The organism is Cronobacter malonaticus LMG 23826, assembly GCF_001277215.2.
Classification (GTDB): domain Bacteria; phylum Pseudomonadota; class Gammaproteobacteria; order Enterobacterales; family Enterobacteriaceae; genus Cronobacter; species Cronobacter malonaticus.
Window position 1 is genome coordinate 2523962 of record NZ_CP013940.1, and the last position, 17766, is coordinate 2541727.

Annotated in this window: 17 protein-coding genes; 11 read left to right on the plus strand and 6 right to left on the minus strand. The window is 61.0% G+C overall.

Going from position 1 to position 17766, the window contains the following annotated elements; all coding sequences use genetic code 11:
- Positions 1-287 precede the first annotated feature (287 nt).
- Positions 288-4250, plus strand: coding sequence for a trifunctional transcriptional regulator/proline dehydrogenase/L-glutamate gamma-semialdehyde dehydrogenase (putA, locus tag AFK66_RS11965; protein WP_038882533.1), 3963 nt, complete (start codon positions 288-290; stop codon positions 4248-4250).
- Positions 4251-4310: 60 nt separating this feature from the next.
- Here putA and rutR read toward each other — a convergent pair whose 3' ends face one another.
- Complete coding sequence (rutR, locus tag AFK66_RS11970) at positions 4311-4952, minus strand: HTH-type transcriptional regulator RutR (RefSeq protein ID WP_007782744.1); 642 nt, start codon at positions 4950-4952, stop codon at positions 4311-4313.
- Positions 4953-5234: 282 nt separating this feature from the next.
- Here rutR and rutA point away from each other — a divergent pair, with 282 nt between their 5' ends.
- The 7 genes from rutA to rutG are packed head-to-tail and all read left to right on the plus strand — an operon-like array spanning position 5235 to position 10684.
- A complete protein-coding gene (gene rutA / locus AFK66_RS11975; RefSeq protein ID WP_004385397.1) occupies positions 5235-6323 on the plus strand; it encodes a pyrimidine utilization protein A in 1089 nt (362 codons plus the stop codon).
- Entirely contained in the window at positions 6323-7021 is a 699-nt protein-coding gene (gene rutB, locus AFK66_RS11980) for a pyrimidine utilization protein B (protein WP_023899018.1), read from the plus strand. Before rutA ends, rutB begins: the two co-directional genes overlap by 1 nt.
- Positions 7022-7030: 9 nt before the next feature.
- Positions 7031-7429, plus strand: a complete 399-nt coding sequence (gene rutC / locus AFK66_RS11985; RefSeq protein ID WP_007782713.1) for a pyrimidine utilization protein C — start codon at positions 7031-7033, stop codon at positions 7427-7429.
- A complete protein-coding gene (gene rutD, locus AFK66_RS11990; RefSeq protein WP_032983627.1) occupies positions 7429-8232 on the plus strand; it encodes a pyrimidine utilization protein D in 804 nt (267 codons plus the stop codon). Before rutC ends, rutD begins: the two co-directional genes overlap by 1 nt.
- Positions 8229-8819: a malonic semialdehyde reductase gene (locus AFK66_RS11995; RefSeq protein WP_007782706.1), complete on the plus strand. Its 591-nt coding sequence runs from the start codon at positions 8229-8231 to the stop codon at positions 8817-8819. Before rutD ends, AFK66_RS11995 begins: the two co-directional genes overlap by 4 nt.
- 9 nt (positions 8820-8828) lie before the next feature.
- Positions 8829-9329 (plus strand): NADH-dependent FMN reductase RutF, encoded by a 501-nt coding sequence (rutF, locus tag AFK66_RS12000; protein ID WP_007849185.1) that lies wholly within the window; start codon positions 8829-8831, stop codon positions 9327-9329.
- A gap of 17 nt (positions 9330-9346) precedes the next feature.
- Positions 9347-10684: a pyrimidine utilization transport protein G gene (rutG, locus tag AFK66_RS12005; RefSeq protein ID WP_007782692.1), complete on the plus strand. Its 1338-nt coding sequence runs from the start codon at positions 9347-9349 to the stop codon at positions 10682-10684.
- A gap of 84 nt (positions 10685-10768) precedes the next feature.
- On the opposite strand, the gene AFK66_RS12010 is transcribed toward rutG, so the two are convergent.
- On the minus strand, positions 10769-10942 hold the full coding sequence (locus tag AFK66_RS12010; protein ID WP_032981312.1) for a con-10 family general stress protein: 174 nt from the start codon (positions 10940-10942) through the stop codon (positions 10769-10771).
- Positions 10943-11340: 398 nt separating this feature from the next.
- Between AFK66_RS12010 and wrbA the strand changes: the two genes are divergently transcribed.
- Together wrbA and AFK66_RS12020 are read left to right on the plus strand one after the other, a co-directional pair.
- The gene (gene wrbA, locus AFK66_RS12015; protein ID WP_007782690.1) at positions 11341-11937 is read left to right on the plus strand and encodes an NAD(P)H:quinone oxidoreductase; all 597 of its coding nucleotides are present in this window, start codon (positions 11341-11343) and stop codon (positions 11935-11937) included.
- A gap of 25 nt (positions 11938-11962) precedes the next feature.
- Positions 11963-12190 (plus strand): YccJ family protein, encoded by a 228-nt coding sequence (locus tag AFK66_RS12020; RefSeq protein WP_004385405.1) that lies wholly within the window; start codon positions 11963-11965, stop codon positions 12188-12190.
- A gap of 35 nt (positions 12191-12225) precedes the next feature.
- Here AFK66_RS12020 and blaCSR read toward each other — a convergent pair whose 3' ends face one another.
- Positions 12226-13113: a CSR family subclass B3 metallo-beta-lactamase-like protein gene (gene blaCSR, locus AFK66_RS12025; RefSeq protein ID WP_230582717.1), complete on the minus strand. Its 888-nt coding sequence runs from the start codon at positions 13111-13113 to the stop codon at positions 12226-12228.
- A gap of 72 nt (positions 13114-13185) precedes the next feature.
- Between blaCSR and AFK66_RS12030 the strand changes: the two genes are divergently transcribed.
- A complete protein-coding gene (locus AFK66_RS12030; RefSeq protein ID WP_023899023.1) occupies positions 13186-14088 on the plus strand; it encodes a LysR family transcriptional regulator in 903 nt (300 codons plus the stop codon).
- A gap of 162 nt (positions 14089-14250) precedes the next feature.
- Here the strand turns inward: AFK66_RS12030 and AFK66_RS12035 are convergent, their stop codons facing one another.
- Genes AFK66_RS12035 through tssA form a run of 3 tightly spaced genes read right to left on the minus strand, consistent with a single transcriptional unit; the run spans position 14251 to position 17684 of the window.
- Positions 14251-15585, minus strand: coding sequence for a VasL domain-containing protein (locus AFK66_RS12035; RefSeq protein ID WP_007782684.1), 1335 nt, complete (start codon positions 15583-15585; stop codon positions 14251-14253).
- A 23-nt stretch (positions 15586-15608) separates the two neighbouring features.
- Complete coding sequence (gene tssE / locus AFK66_RS12040) at positions 15609-16064, minus strand: type VI secretion system baseplate subunit TssE (protein WP_007782682.1); 456 nt, start codon at positions 16062-16064, stop codon at positions 15609-15611.
- A 36-nt stretch (positions 16065-16100) separates the two neighbouring features.
- Positions 16101-17684 carry a type VI secretion system protein TssA gene (gene tssA / locus AFK66_RS12045; RefSeq protein ID WP_023899025.1) on the minus strand — a complete coding sequence of 528 codons (1584 nt, stop codon included), beginning with the start codon at positions 17682-17684 and terminating at the stop codon, positions 16101-16103.
- Between the last annotated feature and the right edge of the window lie 82 nt (positions 17685-17766).

A 17766-nucleotide genomic window follows, 5' to 3' on the forward strand; every position in this document is an offset into this window, starting at 1 on the left:
CACACCATTTACATGTTTTGCATCTGTGAAACCTGTACATTTTTTGAGAGGTTGCACTCGCTCACGCTTTTGCTGGTTGCACCTGTTAAAAATGTTAACCAGGCCCGGATTCTGAGCTTATAACCGCCCTTTCTTCGGTGCGTCATAGCAATTTCATATTTAACATTTCATTCATTTTTAAGCTTGCTGGCGAGGTCACAATTAACAAGGTTGCACAAAGTTGCAACATGATGGATATTGCCGATCATTCGCCTTTTTTATACAGACCGAGACACAGGAGTAAGGGCATGGGCACCACCACGATGGGGGTCAAGCTGGACGACGCCACCCGCGAGCGTATTAAATCCGCCGCGACAAAAATCGACCGCACGCCGCACTGGCTGATTAAACAGGCCATCTTTAATTATCTGGAACAGCTGGAGAACAGCGACGGTCTGCCGGAACTGCCTGCGCTGCTGGCGGGCGCGGCGAACGAAAGCGATGAAGCGCCCGCGCCGGTGGAAGAGAGCCACCAGCCGTTCCTCGAATTCGCCGAGCAGATCCAGCCGCAGTCCGTCAGCCGTGCGGCCATTACCGCCGCCTGGCGTCGCGCGGAAACCGACGCGGTGCCGATGCTGCTGGAGCAGGCCCGCCTGCCGCAGCCGGTCGCCGAGAAAACTCACCAGCTCGCCTGGAGCCTCGCCGAGAAGCTGCGCAACCAGAAAACCGCCTCCGGCCGCGCCGGTATGGTGCAGAGCCTGTTGCAGGAGTTTTCGCTTTCCTCGCAGGAAGGCGTGGCGCTGATGTGCCTTGCCGAAGCGCTGCTGCGTATCCCGGATAAAGCCACGCGTGATGCGCTGATCCGCGACAAAATCAGCAACGGCAACTGGCAGTCGCACATTGGCCGCAGCCCATCGCTGTTCGTTAACGCCGCTACCTGGGGCCTGCTGTTTACTGGCCGTCTGGTCTCGACGCACAACGAAGCCAGCCTGTCGCGCTCGCTCAACCGCATTATTGGTAAGAGCGGCGAGCCTCTGATCCGCAAAGGCGTGGACATGGCGATGCGTCTGATGGGCGAACAATTCGTGACCGGCGAGACCATCGCCGAGGCGCTGGCCAACGCGCGCAAGCTTGAAGAAAAAGGCTTCCGTTACTCCTACGATATGCTGGGCGAAGCGGCACTCACCGCTGCCGACGCGCAGGCTTACATGGTCTCCTACCAGCAGGCTATTCACGCCATCGGCAAAGCCTCTAACGGACGCGGCATTTATGAAGGGCCGGGCATTTCGATTAAGCTCTCCGCCCTGCACCCGCGCTACAGCCGCGCGCAGTACGATCGCGTGATGGAAGAGCTCTACCCGCGCCTGAAATCCCTGACCCTGCTGGCGCGCCAGTATGACATCGGCATCAACATCGACGCCGAAGAGGCCGACCGCCTGGAGATCTCTCTCGATCTGCTGGAAAAACTCTGCTTCGAGCCGGAGCTGGCAGGCTGGAACGGCATCGGGTTTGTGATTCAGGCGTACCAGAAGCGCTGCCCGTTCGTTATCGATTACCTGATCGATCTCGCCACCCGCAGCCGCCGTCGCCTGATGATCCGTCTGGTGAAAGGCGCTTACTGGGACAGCGAAATCAAGCGCGCCCAGATGGAAGGGCTTGAGGGCTACCCGGTTTACACCCGCAAGGTCTACACCGATATCTCCTACCTCGCCTGCGCGAAGAAACTGCTGGCGGTACCGAACCTTATCTACCCGCAGTTCGCCACCCACAACGCCCATACGCTGGCGGCCATCTACAATCTGGCGGGCCAGAACTACTACCCTGGCCAGTATGAATTCCAGTGCCTGCACGGCATGGGCGAGCCGCTCTACGAACAGGTGGTTGGTAAAATCAGCGACGGCAAACTCAACCGTCCGTGCCGTATTTACGCGCCGGTCGGCACCCATGAAACGCTGCTGGCCTACCTGGTGCGTCGCCTGCTGGAAAACGGTGCCAACACCTCGTTTGTGAACCGTATCGCCGATAACACGCTGTCGCTGGACGATCTGGTAGCCGACCCGGTCAGCGCGGTCGAACAGCTGGCCGTGCAGGAAGGCCGCGTCGGTCTGCCGCACCCGAAAATCCCGCTGCCGCAGGATCTCTACGGCGAAGGCCGCGTTAACTCCGCCGGGCTTGATCTGGCGAACGAACACCGCCTGGCGTCGCTCTCCTCGTCGCTTCTGAACAGCGCGCTGCAAAAATGGCGCGCGCTGCCGATGCTGGAAAACGCCGTGGACGACGGCGAGCTGGCACCGGTGATTAACCCCGCCGAGCCGCGCGATATTGTCGGTTACGCCCGTGAAGCCACCGAAGCGGAAGTGGCGCAGGCGCTGGAAAGCGCGGTGAACAACGCGCCTATCTGGTTCGCCACCCCGCCGCAGGAGCGCGCCGCCATTCTTGAGCGCGCCGCCGTGCTGATGGAAGACCAGACCCAGACACTGATTGGCATTCTGGTGCGCGAAGCGGGTAAAACCTTCGCCAACGCCATCGCCGAAGTGCGCGAGGCGGTCGACTTCCTGCGCTATTACGCAGGCCAGGTGCGTGATGATTTCGATAACGAAACCCATCGCCCGCTCGGCCCGGTGGTCTGTATCAGCCCGTGGAACTTCCCGCTGGCTATCTTTACCGGCCAGGTGGCCGCCGCGCTTGCCGCAGGCAACAGCGTGCTGGCGAAACCGGCTGAGCAGACGCCGCTTATCGCCGCTCAGGGCATTCAGATCCTGCTGGAAGCAGGCGTGCCGCAGGGCGTGGTGCAGCTGCTGCCAGGCCGCGGCGAAACCGTGGGCGCGCAGTTGACGGGCGATCCGCGCGTGCGCGGCGTGATGTTCACGGGCTCAACGGAAGTGGCGACGCTGTTGCAACGCAACATCGCCGACCGTCTCGATCCGCAGGGCCGCCCGACGCCGCTTATCGCGGAAACCGGCGGGCTGAACGCCATGATTGTCGACTCCTCCGCGCTCACTGAGCAGGTGGTTGTGGACGTCGTGGCCTCGGCGTTCGACAGCGCCGGCCAGCGCTGCTCGGCGCTGCGCGTGCTGTGCCTGCAGGAAGAGATCGCCGATCACACCCTGACCATGCTGAAAGGCGCGATGGCCGAGTGCCGGATGGGCAATCCTGGCCGTCTGACGACCGATATTGGGCCGGTTATCGACGCCGAGGCCAAAGCCGGTATCGAACGCCATATCCAGGCGATGCGCGCCAAAGGCCGCAAAGTCTTCCAGGCCGCGCGCGACAACAGCGTCGATGCGCGTGAATGGCAAACCGGCACGTTTGTCATGCCGACGCTTATCGAGCTGGAAAGCTTTGATGAGATGAAAAAAGAGGTCTTCGGCCCGGTGCTGCACGTGGTGCGCTACAACCGCAACAACCTGGCGGGGCTGATTGAGCAGATCAACAACGCGGGCTACGGCCTGACGCTCGGCGTGCACACGCGTATCGATGAAACTATCGCGCAGGTGACCGGCAGCGCGCACGTCGGCAACCTGTATGTGAACCGCAATATGGTCGGCGCGGTAGTCGGCGTACAGCCGTTTGGTGGTGAAGGGCTTTCCGGCACCGGGCCGAAAGCGGGCGGACCGCTCTATCTTTACCGCCTGCTGGCGAGCCGCCCGGACGCGGCGGTGCAGACGACGCTTGAGCGTCACGACGCCCGCTACGCCCAGGATGCGCAGGTTAAAACGCTGATTACGCGTCCGCACCAGGCGCTCACTGAATGGGCCGCAGGCCGCCCGGAACTCAAAGCGCTGTGCGAACACTACCTCGCGCTGTCGCAAAGTGGCGTGCAGCGTACGCTGCCTGGCCCGACCGGTGAGCGCAACACCTACACCCTGCTGCCGCGCGAGCGCGTGCTGTGCCTTGCGGATAACGAGCAGGACCTGCTGGTACAGCTCGCCGCCGCCACCAGCGCGGGCAGCCGCGTACTGTGGGCTGATGAGCCGCTGCAACGCACGCTGGCAAAACAGCTTCCGACCGCGGTGAACGCAATTATCGACTTCGCCAAACCGGACGTGCTGTTCAGCCAGTTCTTCGACGCGGTGATTTACCACGGTGATTCCGACCAGCTGCGCGCGCTGTGCGAGAAAGTGGCTGCACGCGACGGCGCGATTGTTTCGGTGCAGGGTTTCGCACGCGGGGAAACCAGCCTGCTGCTGGAGCGTCTGTGGCTGGAGCGTTCGCTTAGCGTCAACACCGCCGCCGCAGGCGGCAACGCCAGCCTGATGACCATTGGCTGACGGTTAATAAACACGAAAGGCGCCCGCGGGCGCCTTTTTCTTTGGTAATACACGAACGCTTCACCGCACCCGAACACCTTCAATAATCATCCGCTGGACATTCTCGACGGTGCGGTTAAAAAACGCCTCGTCGGCGAGCGTCGCGCCGGTGACGGCTTCTACCTGGGTCGCGAAATCGGCGTAGTGCTGGGTCGTGGCCCAGATCATAAAAATCAAATGGTGTGGATCGACGGGCGCGAGCTTGCCGCTTGCCACCCAGCCGGTAATGATGGCCGATTTGGTTTCCACCAGCGCTTTTAAATCTCCCTGCAATTCCGCCATCAGGAGCGGCGCGCCCTGCAACATCTCCAGACAGAACAGCCGTGAGGCTTCGGGGAAATCGCGCGAAACCTCAAGCTTTAAACGAATGTATTCGCTGATGGCTGCGAGCGGTTGCAGATCCGCGCGAAAGGCCCGCAACGGCGCCAGCCAGATATCCAGAATGTGCTTTAGTACGGCGACATACAGCGCCTCTTTGGACGGAAAATAGTAGAGCAGATTGGTTTTGGACACGCCGGAGCGCTCCGCGACCTGTTCAAGCGTCGTGCCATGCAGGCCAAACTGGGAAAACAGCGTCAGACCAGCGTCCAGAATGGCCTGCTTCTTCGCCGCCACCGCCCTGGAACGTTTGCCCGTCTCTTCTTTTTGCGCGCCTTGTGCCATGCGCCCTCTCCTTTTTGTTTTGTCCAAGCATAGCAAAAGCGCGCTCCAGGCTCGACCTCGCTGCACTTTGATTGCGCAACGCTGCCTGTTTTCTGTGCAACGTTTTTGACCATTCAGTCCGTTTTTTTAAGCGCAAAAATGCCACACTTCCTCAACACAATGATAACAAAGACGTTTTCAAAACTGGCATTCGCTTTGCAAAACCCTCTCTGAGCGCGGCACAGGACGTGCAGGATGCAACGCCACGCGACGGTTCTTTCACCCGAAAAAGAGAGGTTCGTGATGAAAATTGGTGTCTTTGTGCCTATCGGAAATAACGGCTGGCTGATCTCCACCCATGCCCCGCAATACATGCCGACGTTCGAGCTGAATAAAGCCATTGTGCAGAAAGCCGAGCAGCAGCAGTTCGATTTTGCGCTCTCGATGATCAAACTGCGCGGCTTCGGCGGGAAGACCGAATTCTGGGATCACAATCTGGAGTCGTTCACCTTAATGGCGGGCCTCGCCGCCGTGACCTCGCGTATACAGATTTACGCCACCGCCGCCACGCTCACCCTGCCGCCCGCGATTGTGGCGCGCATGGCGTCAACCATCGACTCCATCTCCGGCGGACGGTTTGGCGTGAATCTCGTGACCGGCTGGCAGAAGCCGGAGTATGAACAGATGGGCCTGTGGCCGGGCGATGACTACTTCTCGCGCCGCTACGACTACCTCACTGAATATGTCCATGTGCTGCGCGACCTCTGGGACACCGGACGGAGCGATTTTAAAGGCGACTACTTTACGATGAACGACTGCCGCGTCAGCCCGCGCCCGCAGCAGCCGATGAAAGTGATCTGCGCCGGCCAGAGCGACGCGGGTATGGCGTTTTCCGCACAGCATGCCGACTACAACTTCTGCTTTGGTAAGGGCGTCAACACGCCCGCCGCGTTCGCCCCGACCGCCGCGCGCATGAAAGCGGCGGCCGAAAAAGCCGGGCGCGATGTGGGCTCTTACGTACTCTTTATGGTGATCGCCGATGAGACCGACGAAGCGGCGCGCGCCAAATGGGAGCACTACAAAGCGGGTGCCGATGAAGAAGCGCTGTCGTGGCTCACCGAGCAGAGTCAGAAAGATACCCGCTCCGGCGCGGATACCAACGTACGCCAGATGGCGGACCCGACTTCGGCGGTCAATATCAATATGGGAACGCTGGTCGGCTCTTACGCGAGCGTCGCCCGGATGCTGGATGAAGTCGCCGCCGTGCCTGGCACCGAAGGCGTGCTACTGACGTTCGACGATTTCCTGACCGGCATCGACGCCTTTGGCGAACACATTCAGCCGCTGATGCGCTGTCGCGATCATCTGCGCGTGACGCAGGAGGTGGCCTGATGAATGCGATAACACTGACGGCGCGCCCCGAGGCGCTCACCTTCCCGCCGGAACAGAGCGCGCTGATTGTGGTGGATATGCAAAACGCCTACGCAAGCCAGGGCGGCTATCTGGATCTGGCGGGGTTTGACGTTTCGGCCACCGCGCCGGTGATTGAGAACATCAAAACCGCCGTGGCCGCCGCGCGCGAGGCGGGCATGACCATCGTCTGGTTCCAGAACGGCTGGGACAGCGACTACCTCGAGGCGGGCGGCCCCGGCTCGCCAAACTTCCATAAATCGAACGCGCTGAAAACCATGCGCCGCCGCCCGGAGCTGCACGGCAAGCTGCTGGCAAAAGGCGGCTGGGACTATCAGCTGGTAGATGAACTGACGCCGCTTCCCGGCGATATCGTGCTGCCGAAACCGCGCTACAGCGGCTTTTTCAATACGCCGCTCGACAGCATGCTGCGCGCGCGCAATATCCGCCATCTGGTATTTACCGGCATCGCCACCAACGTCTGCGTGGAATCGACGCTGCGCGACGGCTTTTTCCTGGAGTATTTCGGCGTAGTGCTGGAAGACGCCACGCACCAGGCCGGGCCGCCGTTCGCCCAGCAGGCCGCGCTGTTTAATATCGAAACCTTTTTCGGCTGGGTGAGCGACGTGCAGAGCTTCTGCGACGCGCTCTCCCCGGAAGCCCTCGCCCGCATCGCCTAAGGAGTCGTTATGCCAAAACAGGTCATTATGCCGCCCGGCACCAGCACGCCCATCGCGCCCTTTGTGCCCGGCACGCTCGCTGACGGCGTGGTCTATGTCTCGGGCACGCTGCCTTTTGATAGCGCCAACAATGTGGTGTATCCCGGCGACCCAAAGGCGCAAACCCGCCATGTGCTGGAGGCGATTCGGCGCGTTATCGAAACGGCGGGCGGGACGATGGAGGACGTGACGTTCAACTCGATCTTTATTACCGACTGGAAAAACTACGCCGCGATTAACGAGATATACGCGGAGTTTTTCCCCGGCGATAAACCAGCGCGTTTCTGTATTCAGTGCGGGCTGGTGAAACCGGAGGCGCTGGTGGAGATAGCGACAGTCGCCCATATCGGACAGCCGGGAGGCGCATGATGAAACTGCGTATAAGCGAAGCGCCCTTTCCCGGCGCGCCGGTGATGGTGATGATTGCGGGCCTCGGCGGGCTTGGCGGTTACTGGCTGGCGCAGCAGAACGCGCTGAGTCGCGATTATCAGGTGGTGGTGTATGACCAGCGCGGCACCGGTGATAACGCCGATACGCTGCCGGAGGGTTATACGCTCGCCGATATGGCGCAGGAGCTGCACCGCGCGCTGTTAATCCACGGCGTGCGTCGTTATACGGTGGTTGGCCACGCGCTTGGCGGGCTGGTGGGTCTTGAACTGGCGCTGGCGTTTCCGGAGGCGATAAGCGCGCTGGTGATTATTAACGGCTGGCTGTCGCTGAGCGCCTGGACGCGCCGCTGCTTTGAAGCCCGTGAGCGGCTGCTGCTCGACAGCGGCCCGGCGGCCTATATCGCCGCGCAACCGCTGTTTCTCTACCCGCCGTCGTGGGCGCAGGAGAATCAGCCGCGTCTCGAAGCCGAAGAGGCACTGCATAACGCCCACTTTCAGGGCACCGAAAACCTGCTGCGCAGGCTGTGGGCGCTGAAAAACGCCGATTATCGCGAGCGCGCCGCGCGCGTTATCACGCCGGTTCAGATTATCTGCGCGCGCGATGACATGCTGGTGCCGTGGACCTGTTCGCAGGCGCTGCACGAGGCGCTGCCCCACAGCCGTCTTGACGTGATGGACTTCGGCGGCCACGCCTGCAACGTCACCGCGCCCCAGCCGTTTCATTCTCTGCTTTATGCCGGGCTGGCATCACTTGCGCCCGCGCCCCACAAGGAGACCGTATGAGCGAAGCTCTGAGCGCCAGCACGCTCGCCACGTTATTTACCGACGCCCGCACCCACAGCGCCTGGCGTGAGACACCCGTCAGCGACGCGCAGTTGCGCGATCTCTATGAAATGGTGCGCCTCGGCCCGACCTCCGCCAACTGCTCGCCGGGGCGGCTGCTGTTTGTCACCACGCCGCAGGCCAAAGCCCGCCTGAAACCCGCGCTCTCCAGCGGCAACGTTGAGAAAACCATGCAGGCACCGGTGACCGCCATCGTCGCCTGGGACAGTGAATTTTACGAGGCGCTGCCGACGCTGTTTCCCTATGCCGACGCCCGCGCCTGGTTCACCTCCAGCCCGGCGGTGGCTGAGGAGACTGCGTTTCGCAATAGCTCGCTACAGGCCGGGTATCTGATCATGGCCTGCCGGGCGCTGGGGCTTGATACCGGCCCGATGTCCGGCTTTGACCGCGCGGCGGTGGACGCCGAATTCTTCAGCGGCACTCCCTGGAAGAGCAATCTGCTTATCAATATCGGCTATGGCGATACCGAAAAACTGCATCCGCGCCTGCCTCGTCTTGCCTTTGAAGACGCCTGCGCGATCGTTTAAGGAGGGGTTATGAGTGAACAACAGGCTTTTCGCGATGCAATGTCCCGCCTCGGCGCGGCGGTGAATATTGTGACGACCGACGGCCCGGCGGGCATGGCGGGCTTTACCGCCTCGGCGGTGTGCAGCGTGACGGACAGCCCACCGACGCTGCTGGTGTGTCTGAACCGCAACGCCTCCGTCTGGCCGGTGTTTCAGGCCAACGGGCAGCTGTGCGTCAACACGCTCGCCGCCGGGCACGAGGCGCTCTCCGGGCTCTTCGGCGGCAAAACCCCGATGGAAGAGCGCTTCGCCGCCGCCCGCTGGCATCGCGGCGTCACCGGCTCTCCGCAACTTGACGGCGCGGTGGTCTCTTTCGACTGCCGGGTGGAACAGGTGGTGCCGGTCTCCACCCACGATGTGCTGCTGTGCCGGGTGCTTGAGATCTCACGTAACGACGATACGCACGGTCTGGTCTGGTTTGACCGGCGCTATCACGCCCTTTCACGCCCCGTCTGCGGGCTTGCCTCTTAGCTCCACAGGAGATACCTATGGCCAATTCCTGGTTTCCTCACTGGCGTAAACCTGCCGGCCCCGCGGGCGGCGTGGTCGCCCCCGATGAAACGCTCTCCGCTGGCCAGACGCTGATCATGGGCGTGCAGCACGCGGTGGCGATGTTTGGCGCGACGGTGCTGATGCCGCTTTTAATGGGGCTCGACCCGAATTTGTCGATTCTGATGTCCGGCATCGGCACGCTGCTGTTTTTTGTGATTACCAGCGGACGGGTGCCGAGCTATCTCGGCTCCAGCGCCGCTTTTGTAGGCGTGGTGATCGCCGCGACCGGCTTTAACGGCCAGGGGCTGAACCCGAATATGAGCGTGGCGCTGGGCGGGATCATCGCCTGCGGCTTGCTGTATACGCTTATCGGCGTGGTGGTGATGAAATCGGGCACGCGCTGGATAGAACGGCTGATGCCGCCGGTCGTCACCGGGGCCGTGGTGATGGCGATCGGGCTTAACCTCGCGCCGATTGCCGTTAAAAGCGTCTCCACCAGCGGCTTTGACGGCTGGATGGCGGTGATGACGGTGCTCTGTATCGGCCTCGTGGCGGTGTTTACGCGCGGCATGGTGCAGCGGCTGCTCATTCTGATGGGGCTTATCGCCGCCTGGGCGCTGTACGCGCTGTTCACCAATGTACTGGGCTTCGGCAAGCCGGTGGATTTTACGCCGGTGGCGCAGGCCGCGTGGTTCGGCCTGCCGCACTTCGCCGCGCCCACGTTTAACGTGCAGGCCATCATGCTGATTGCACCGGTCGCCGTGATTCTGGTGGCGGAAAACCTCGGGCATCTGAAAGCGGTGGCAGGCATGACGGGGCGCAATATGGACTCGTATATGGGGCGCGCGTTTGTTGGCGACGGGCTGGCGACAATGCTTTCCGGCGCGGTGGGCGGCAGCGGCGTGACGACTTATGCGGAAAATATTGGCGTGATGGCGGTAACCAAAGTCTACTCGACGCTGGTCTTTGTGGCGGCGGCGGTCATCGCCCTGCTGCTCGGCTTCTCGCCGAAATTCGGCGCGCTGATCCACACTATTCCGGCCCCGGTTATCGGCGGCGCGTCAATTGTGGTGTTCGGGCTGATTGCGGTCGCGGGCGCGCGTATCTGGGTGCAGAACCATGTTGATCTCAGCCAGAACGGTAATTTGATTATGGTGGCGGTCACGCTGGTGCTGGGCGCGGGCGATTTCGCGCTCACGGTAGGCGGCTTTACGCTTGGCGGCATCGGCACCGCGACCTTCGGGGCGATTGCGCTCAATACGCTGTTAAGCCGCAGGCAGGCTCAGACGCCGGAGCCTGTGCTTGCGCCGCAGGAGCCGCCCCCGCAGGCATAAAAAAACCGCCGGGAATACCCGGCGGTCAGGGGTGCTATTAACCTTTGACGTACATGGGATGGTTAATAACGGTCATGCGAGGCGCTAGCTACGGCCGCCGCCATGACTGTTTTTACCCCCTTTTTTCCCAGCTTCGGAGGCGCGTTGCGGGTCATTTTTGAAGTTCCCGCCGCTCTGCTGGCCACCTTTACGACCTGCTTCTGATGCTCTGTCACGATCTTCTGCGAAATTACCTGAACCACCACGATGGTTTGCCATTTCTGACCTCCAGATTGTGTGAATCATTAGACATCATACTGCATTCAGTAAAAGAGGATTCTTTCACCTCACGGCACTGGCCGGAGCCGTTATCGTTGCCGCGTGATTAAAAGCTTAGCCAGGGTGCCCGCCCTCGTCACTTTTCGGAAACATTTAGCAACATCAATCTGGCGTTTCGCCCGTAAAACTGACGAAACGATTGATAAGACGTTCTTATGATTGAAAAATTTAAGCGCGGCAAAAATGTGACCTGATGCTACAAACGCCCTGTCATAGATAAACTCTTACTTTTAAAGATTTTTTAGCCATCGATTTGCACTCTTCAGGCAGAGGCATATGCTTAATGGATGAGCGCAGCGATAGCGGCTGCGGTAAACACTGATACAGGAGCAAGGCTGATGGCGAAAGTTCTGGTGCTTTATTATTCCATGTACGGGCATGTCGAAACGCTGGCGCACGCGGTGGCGGAAGGCGTCGAAAAGGTTCAGGGCGCGGAAGTGACGATTAAGCGCGTGCCGGAAACCATGCAGGCGGAAGCCTTCGCGAAAGCGGGCGGTAAAACGCAGAACGCGCCGGTCGCCACGCCGCAGGAACTCGCCGATTACGATGCCATTATCATTGGTACTCCGACCCGTTTCGGCAATATGTCTGGCCAGATGCGCACCTTCTTTGACCAGACGGGCGGCCTGTGGGCCTCCGGCGCGCTGTACGGCAAACTGGCGAGCGTCTTTAGCTCGACCGGTACCGGCGGCGGTCAGGAGCACACGATCTCCTCCACATGGACTACCCTTGCTCATCATGGAATGATCATTGTGCCTATCGGTTACGGGGCGCAGGAGCTGTTTGATATTTCCACGGTTCGCGGCGGAACGCCTTACGGCGCGACAACTATCGCAGGCGGCGACGGTTCACGCCAGCCAAGCCAGGAAGAACTGGCGATCGCCCGCTATCAGGGCGAATATGTGGCGGGCCTCGCCGTCAAAATGAAAGGCTAACTCACTCACTTCACAGGAGGAAAGCATGCCAACACAAGAATCGAAAACCCATCACGTGGGGGAATGGGCCAGCCTGCGTAATACGTCCCCTGAGATCGCCGAAGCGATTTTCGAAGTGGCCGATTACGATGAGGTGATGGCCGAGAAGATCTGGGAAGAAGGCAGCGACGAAGTGCTGATCCGCGCCTTTAAGAAAACCGACAAAGATTCGCTCTTCTGGGGCGAACAGACGATCGAACGTAAGAACGTCTGAGACTTCGGCCCTCTGCTTACGCAGAGGGCTTCGTTTTATGGCTGCGTGCGCTGCGCGGCCAGCTGTTTCTCAAAAGCCTCCCGCGACTGCGCGACATAGCGCGCCAGCCCTTTCTTATCAATAAACGCGTTATCCTCGCCTCGCGCCTTGCGCGCCATTTTATCCATCAGGCCAAAACGCTCGCCTTTGTTGGCAAGAAAGATATCCACCTGTTGCGCCTCAAGCCGCGTAAAACTCTGGCGGATATCTTCTACCAGCGTCGGGTAGTTGCGGTTGTTAATCAGCGGATACCCCGGCGTTGCCAGGCTGTCGGCATAGATAAGCGTTTTGCCGTCGGCGAGTGTGACTTTCCAGGAGGTCGCTCCCGGTAAATGGCCGGGCGTGAAAATGGCCGCAAGCGTCACGTTACCCAGATGCCATTGCTGCCCGTCCTGCGCCTCAATATCCACCGTCACTGGCGGGAATGGCAGCGCGTCGCCCAGTGCGAAATCCTCTTTACCGCCGCGCGCCATCTGCTCTGCGTTGGCATGGCTTGCGATAACGCGCGCGCCGCTCCACGCTTTAAGCCTCGCAATACCGCCCGCCTGATCGAGCCGCGCATGACTGTTCACGATGTAGCGAATATCGGCGATGCGAAAACCGAGCGCTTCAATATTGCGTCTGATTTGCGGCGCGCTGGCGTCAAGGCCCGCGTCAATCAGGATGTGGCCCTGCGGCGTGGTGATCAACACCGACGAGAGATTTTCGGTGCCGACGTACCAGACGCCGGGCCAGATGGCGAAGGGCTGAACGGGCTTCGCCCAGGCCTCAAAAAGCGAATACGGTGGTGCCTCGGCCAGCGGCTGGGCAGGGTCGAGCGCGGCCTGTGCAGGTAAAGAGAACAGTGACATCAGACAAGAAAAAAGTGCGATACGGGGTTTCATTATCATCTCCTGAGTAAGGAGACGCAGTATAATCAGCGCCTTTTTAATGCGGCTCAATTGGAATGACATCTGATGAATATCCTGCAACTGGATATGAACCTGCTTAAAGTGCTCTATGTGATGCTACAGACGGGTACGACCGGCGAGACGGCGCAGCGGCTCAATATTACCCCTTCCGCCGTCAGCCACGCACTCTCACGCCTTCGCGAGGCGCTCGGCGATCCGCTGTTTCGCCGCGACGGGAACCGCCAGCATCCCACGCCTTTCGCGCAGGCGCTGCGCGATAAACTGGTGCCGCTCTTTGTTTCGCTGAATGAAGAGATGTTCGGCGAGCCGCAGCCGCATGAGCGGCGCTTTCGGGTGGTGGTGCCGCCCGCGCTCAATACGCTGCTCGCCCCTGTTCTTGCGCAAAAAGCGCATCAGGCGCAGGCGAGCGTAGAGTGCGTGGCGTTCGAGCGGCGCGCCTGGCGCGACGATCTGGTGGATGGTTCGATTGATCTGCTGCTGGCGGTGGGCGATCACCAGAAGCAGCTGAGCGCGCTGCACTATGAGCGCGTCGGGCAGACGCGGCTGGTTATCCTTTATGGCCCGCCGCTTCGCCCTGCGCTTGCCGGGAAAAACAGCCTGACGCTCGCAGGGCTGTGCGACTATCCGCACGCCTATTGTCACCCGTGGCCGCAGCCAGAAAACGAGCTGGATCGCCAGCTTGCGCGCAGTGGACTGACACGACGGCTGGGGTTTATCGGCACCGATTACGCGCAGCTTCCTGGCGTGCTGCGCGAAGCGCCGCTGCTGGCGGTGGTGCCCTGGCCGTGGTTTGCCACGCTCAAAGATAACGCACAGCTCTCCATGCTGGAGCTTGACGATGAAAAAGCGCTCGGCAGTCTTTTTTTGCAGTACCGCACCTCGACGGTGGCATGGAAAAAACGATTTATCGTTGCGGTGCGCCAGGCGCTAACGCCCTGGTATTGTTGAGAATCTTCTCAAACGTGCTGTTGATGGCTAACGACTGGCTACACTTCAAACGTGTACTCACGACTCCTGAGATACATGCTCGATGTGAATCCCCTGATACTGTTATTTCCTGCCCGGTGGGCAGGATTTTTTTTACCTGTTAAAGGGAGAGCGAAACTACCGTTATGGCGTGGTGCTGTCGGGAGCCTGCGGCGTCAGCAGGACATAACGGTAAAGAAGCTGATTAAGCCGGGTTTCCGTTTCCTGGCGCAGCGCGGCTGGCACAACGCCCTGCTGGCGCTGCTCTGCCATCTGACGCAACAGCTCTTCTGCTGGCGGCATGGCGGCAAACGCCTGGTGAATGTTAAACACCATCGTTTTAAGCTCGCTGCCGGTGAGATATTTACCCCGCCGCTCATCAAGCGCGTTAAGCCTCGCGGTCAATTCGTCGAGCTGCGTCATGCCGCGACGCCAGCCATCCAGATTTTGCAGTGGCATCGCGGCGGCGCTCATCTGCTGTCGCCACTGGCGGGTCAGCGCCTGCGCCTGTGGATGCTGCGGCAGGAGTTGACTTGCCTGACGCGCCAGCTCGCAGGCAAAGCGGATATTGCGCTCCGGCGGCAGCGCGGCGAGCCAGTCGAGGCGCTGTCGCGTCTGAGTCAGTACCATCGCCGCGTCAATCTGGCGCGCCTGTTCCGCCGTGAGGTTGGCACTGTTTGCCATCTGCGGCCACGCGCGAAGCGACGCCGCAATCCGCGCCTGCGAAGGATCGGGGCGATGATAAATCTGCCAGCCCATGAATACCGCGCCGCCCGCCACCAGCATGGTGAGCATACCGGCGATAAAGGGTTTCAGGCTGCGACGCGCTGACCGTGGTATTGATGGTGTGTCCGGCGCAGACGCGCTGGCCGCGACATAGACCCGGCGGATGTCATCTGTCTGCGCGTCATGGACAGCCGCCGCGCGCTCCTTAAGCGTCACCTCGCCCTGCCCGGCGTCGTTTTCCAGCCGCGCCGCCGCGTTATGCAAATGCATACGCAGCGCGTCCATCTGACTGACATGCTTCAGTTCAAGGCGCTCCAGCACCGTGATAATACGCGTTACGTGCTGCTCCGCCTGATAGAGCGCGCCGAGATCCGCATAGGTCAACGAGAGTGTGCGCAGCGTCTGCTGCACTCGCTGGCTGAGGCCGCTTAAAATCTCCATTCGCGCGTGCACCGGCTGCGGCCACAGATTTCCCCACTGGCGCGAGATGAGCGCCTCGAGGATAGCCAGCCCTTCGTTAAGGCCGGGCACTCCCAGCAAGCGCAGACGGGCCTGCGTATACCACGCTGCGGTTTGCAGCTCGACGCCGTTGCGCTCAAAGAGCGAGAGCGACAGTTGTTCGACGCGCCGCCAGTCCACATCCGGGCGCGCCGGGTGCGTAAGTTTGCCAAGCTCTTCGCGAAGCGCGGCGTAATCCGGCAGCAGGCGCGGATCGCCGCCGGTTTTCAGATAGCGTTCAGTGGACGTTTCCATAATATCCCTGTCCTGAAGGCCGCTCAGAGCGCGGCGCGGTTATCCATAAACTGCTGTTGTTTAAGGTGGCGAATCAGTACCCGCCCTTCTGGCATAAACTCGGTGCCGTAGCGCACCAGCCCAACGCCTTTCAGCTCGGCGTCGATGGCATAGCGCAGCTCGCCGGGTGTGGCTTGCGGGAGCATCACCACGTTCAGGCGCTTCAGGCGCGGCTCATACTTCAGCAACACGGCGGAGAGTGTACCGATCAGTTCATGGGCGGTGCCGGGCATGCCCTGAAGGATTTTGGTCATATCCGGCAGGCCATAATCCGGCAGATGTTTGAGGCTACCGGCGCGGGTGTTCAGAATACGCTGCATGTTGTCGAGCACCGACAGAATGACCTGGTTTTCTTCGCTGACAGCATCAAGCGGCAGGCCGCCTGCGAAATTACCGTAAAGCATTTCATAGAGCGACGGCGCGAGAGAATTTTCGGGCATCGGTTTCTCCTTCCCTGATTGATTTAACGTTTTGGCTTAGCTGCATAAAACGGCGGCGCGCGCCGGGTCGATGGCGATAAGCCGCGCCAGCAGATGTTCCATATCGGTTTGCAGGCGCGCTTTCTCCGCGTCGCTGCGCCCGGCCTTCATGCGCAGCAGCCGCAGCCGCCTGGCACCCACTTCAAAAAGCAGCGCCGGCTCCCACTGTGAGAGCGTCATCTGCGACGCGCCCACATCAAGCGCCGCCAGCAGATGCAGTGCCAGATCGTTTTTGCCATATTGCTCGGCTAAACGCGCCATCAACAGGTGCTGGAGCCAGCGCTGGCGCGGCGTGGTGAGCGCAGGCCGGGTCTGTAACCAGCCAAGCGACGCGTCGATGCCGTCGCTGTCGGCGAGCGCGACGGCTTCCGGCTCCAGTTGCAGCACCTCGTCATCGGCACTGCCTGCATCCACAACGTGCGCCGCGCCGGGGCCGGAGGTAGTTTCCCGCACCTGCTGCGCGATCCAGTGTTGCGTCACCTCGTCGGCAAACGGCGTGCCGTCGCTGAACGCCAGTGTCTCAAGGCCCGGCAGCCGGTTTAACAGCCCGTTCAGATCGGCGCGAATAATGCCCGCAAGCGTCTCTTTGTCCGATTTTTGTAAAGCTTCATGGAGATACCACTGTAAATCGAGCCACAGGTGACAGGCGCCGCGCGCAAACAGGCTGTCGGCCTGCTCCAGCAGTTCGAGCCAGCTTTGCTGAAGCCAGAGCCGTTTTAACAGCGCGCGCTGGTCGGCCTTTGGGGGTTCAATACGCGTGCGCCCGTCGCCTGCGAGCGGCGGCAACTGGTGAAGGGTATCGTGACGCAGGCTTTTCATCATGCGGTGAGCGGCGAGCCAGCCGTCGGGCTGGTTACGCAGGTAGTCGGCAAGCTGGCGGGCCTGATCCAGCAGGTCGCGCCCGGAAGTAATAGCGCTGATAGCGGGCGCAGCCGCGGGCGGCGTCGCGCTGCTGTCGCTGGTGGTTTGCGGAACGACGGCATCCATGCCCCCCGCTTTCATCAGCCGCGCTTCCAGCGCGCCGTACAGCGCAATTAACGACGGGCGCGCGGCAGGCTCCTCCTGCGCCAGCGCCTTTTCAATCAACAGCAGCGCGCCCGCGGTACGACGGGCGTCATCACGCGTCACTTCCGGGTAAAGCGACAGGCTGTCGAGGACGCGCGCACCCGCGAGCCACTCCAGCGCCGCCTGACGGCTGCGCGCGCGCTGCGGGTGCAGCGCCGTGCCAAAACGCGTAAGCAGCGCAGCGAGCAGCTCCAGCCCTTCGGCTAAACCCGCTTCACCGTCACGGTGTAGCCGCGCCCAGGCGTAATAGGTGGCGACACGGATATCTTTCGATGCTGTGGTCAGCACTTTTTCTGCCAGCTCACTGATAAGCGTGATGTCCGCGCCGGAGAGCTTATTCACCTCCTCGCGGATCTGCTGGAAATCGTCGTCATAACCCGGATCGTTCCCGGTGGGGGCCGTGGCGATGACGGGTTGCAGCCACTTTTCCCAGAGCGCGAGACGCGCCTGTGCCTGCGCCGCCAGCTCATCTTTCTGTGTCTGACAACTCTCTATAACCGTTTGCAGCGATGCCATTGTTTCTCTCCCTGAAACCGCCTGCCCCGCCGGAATATGGCGATAAGCGTTATTTAACAGTGTGTTAAAGCGCTGATGCTAC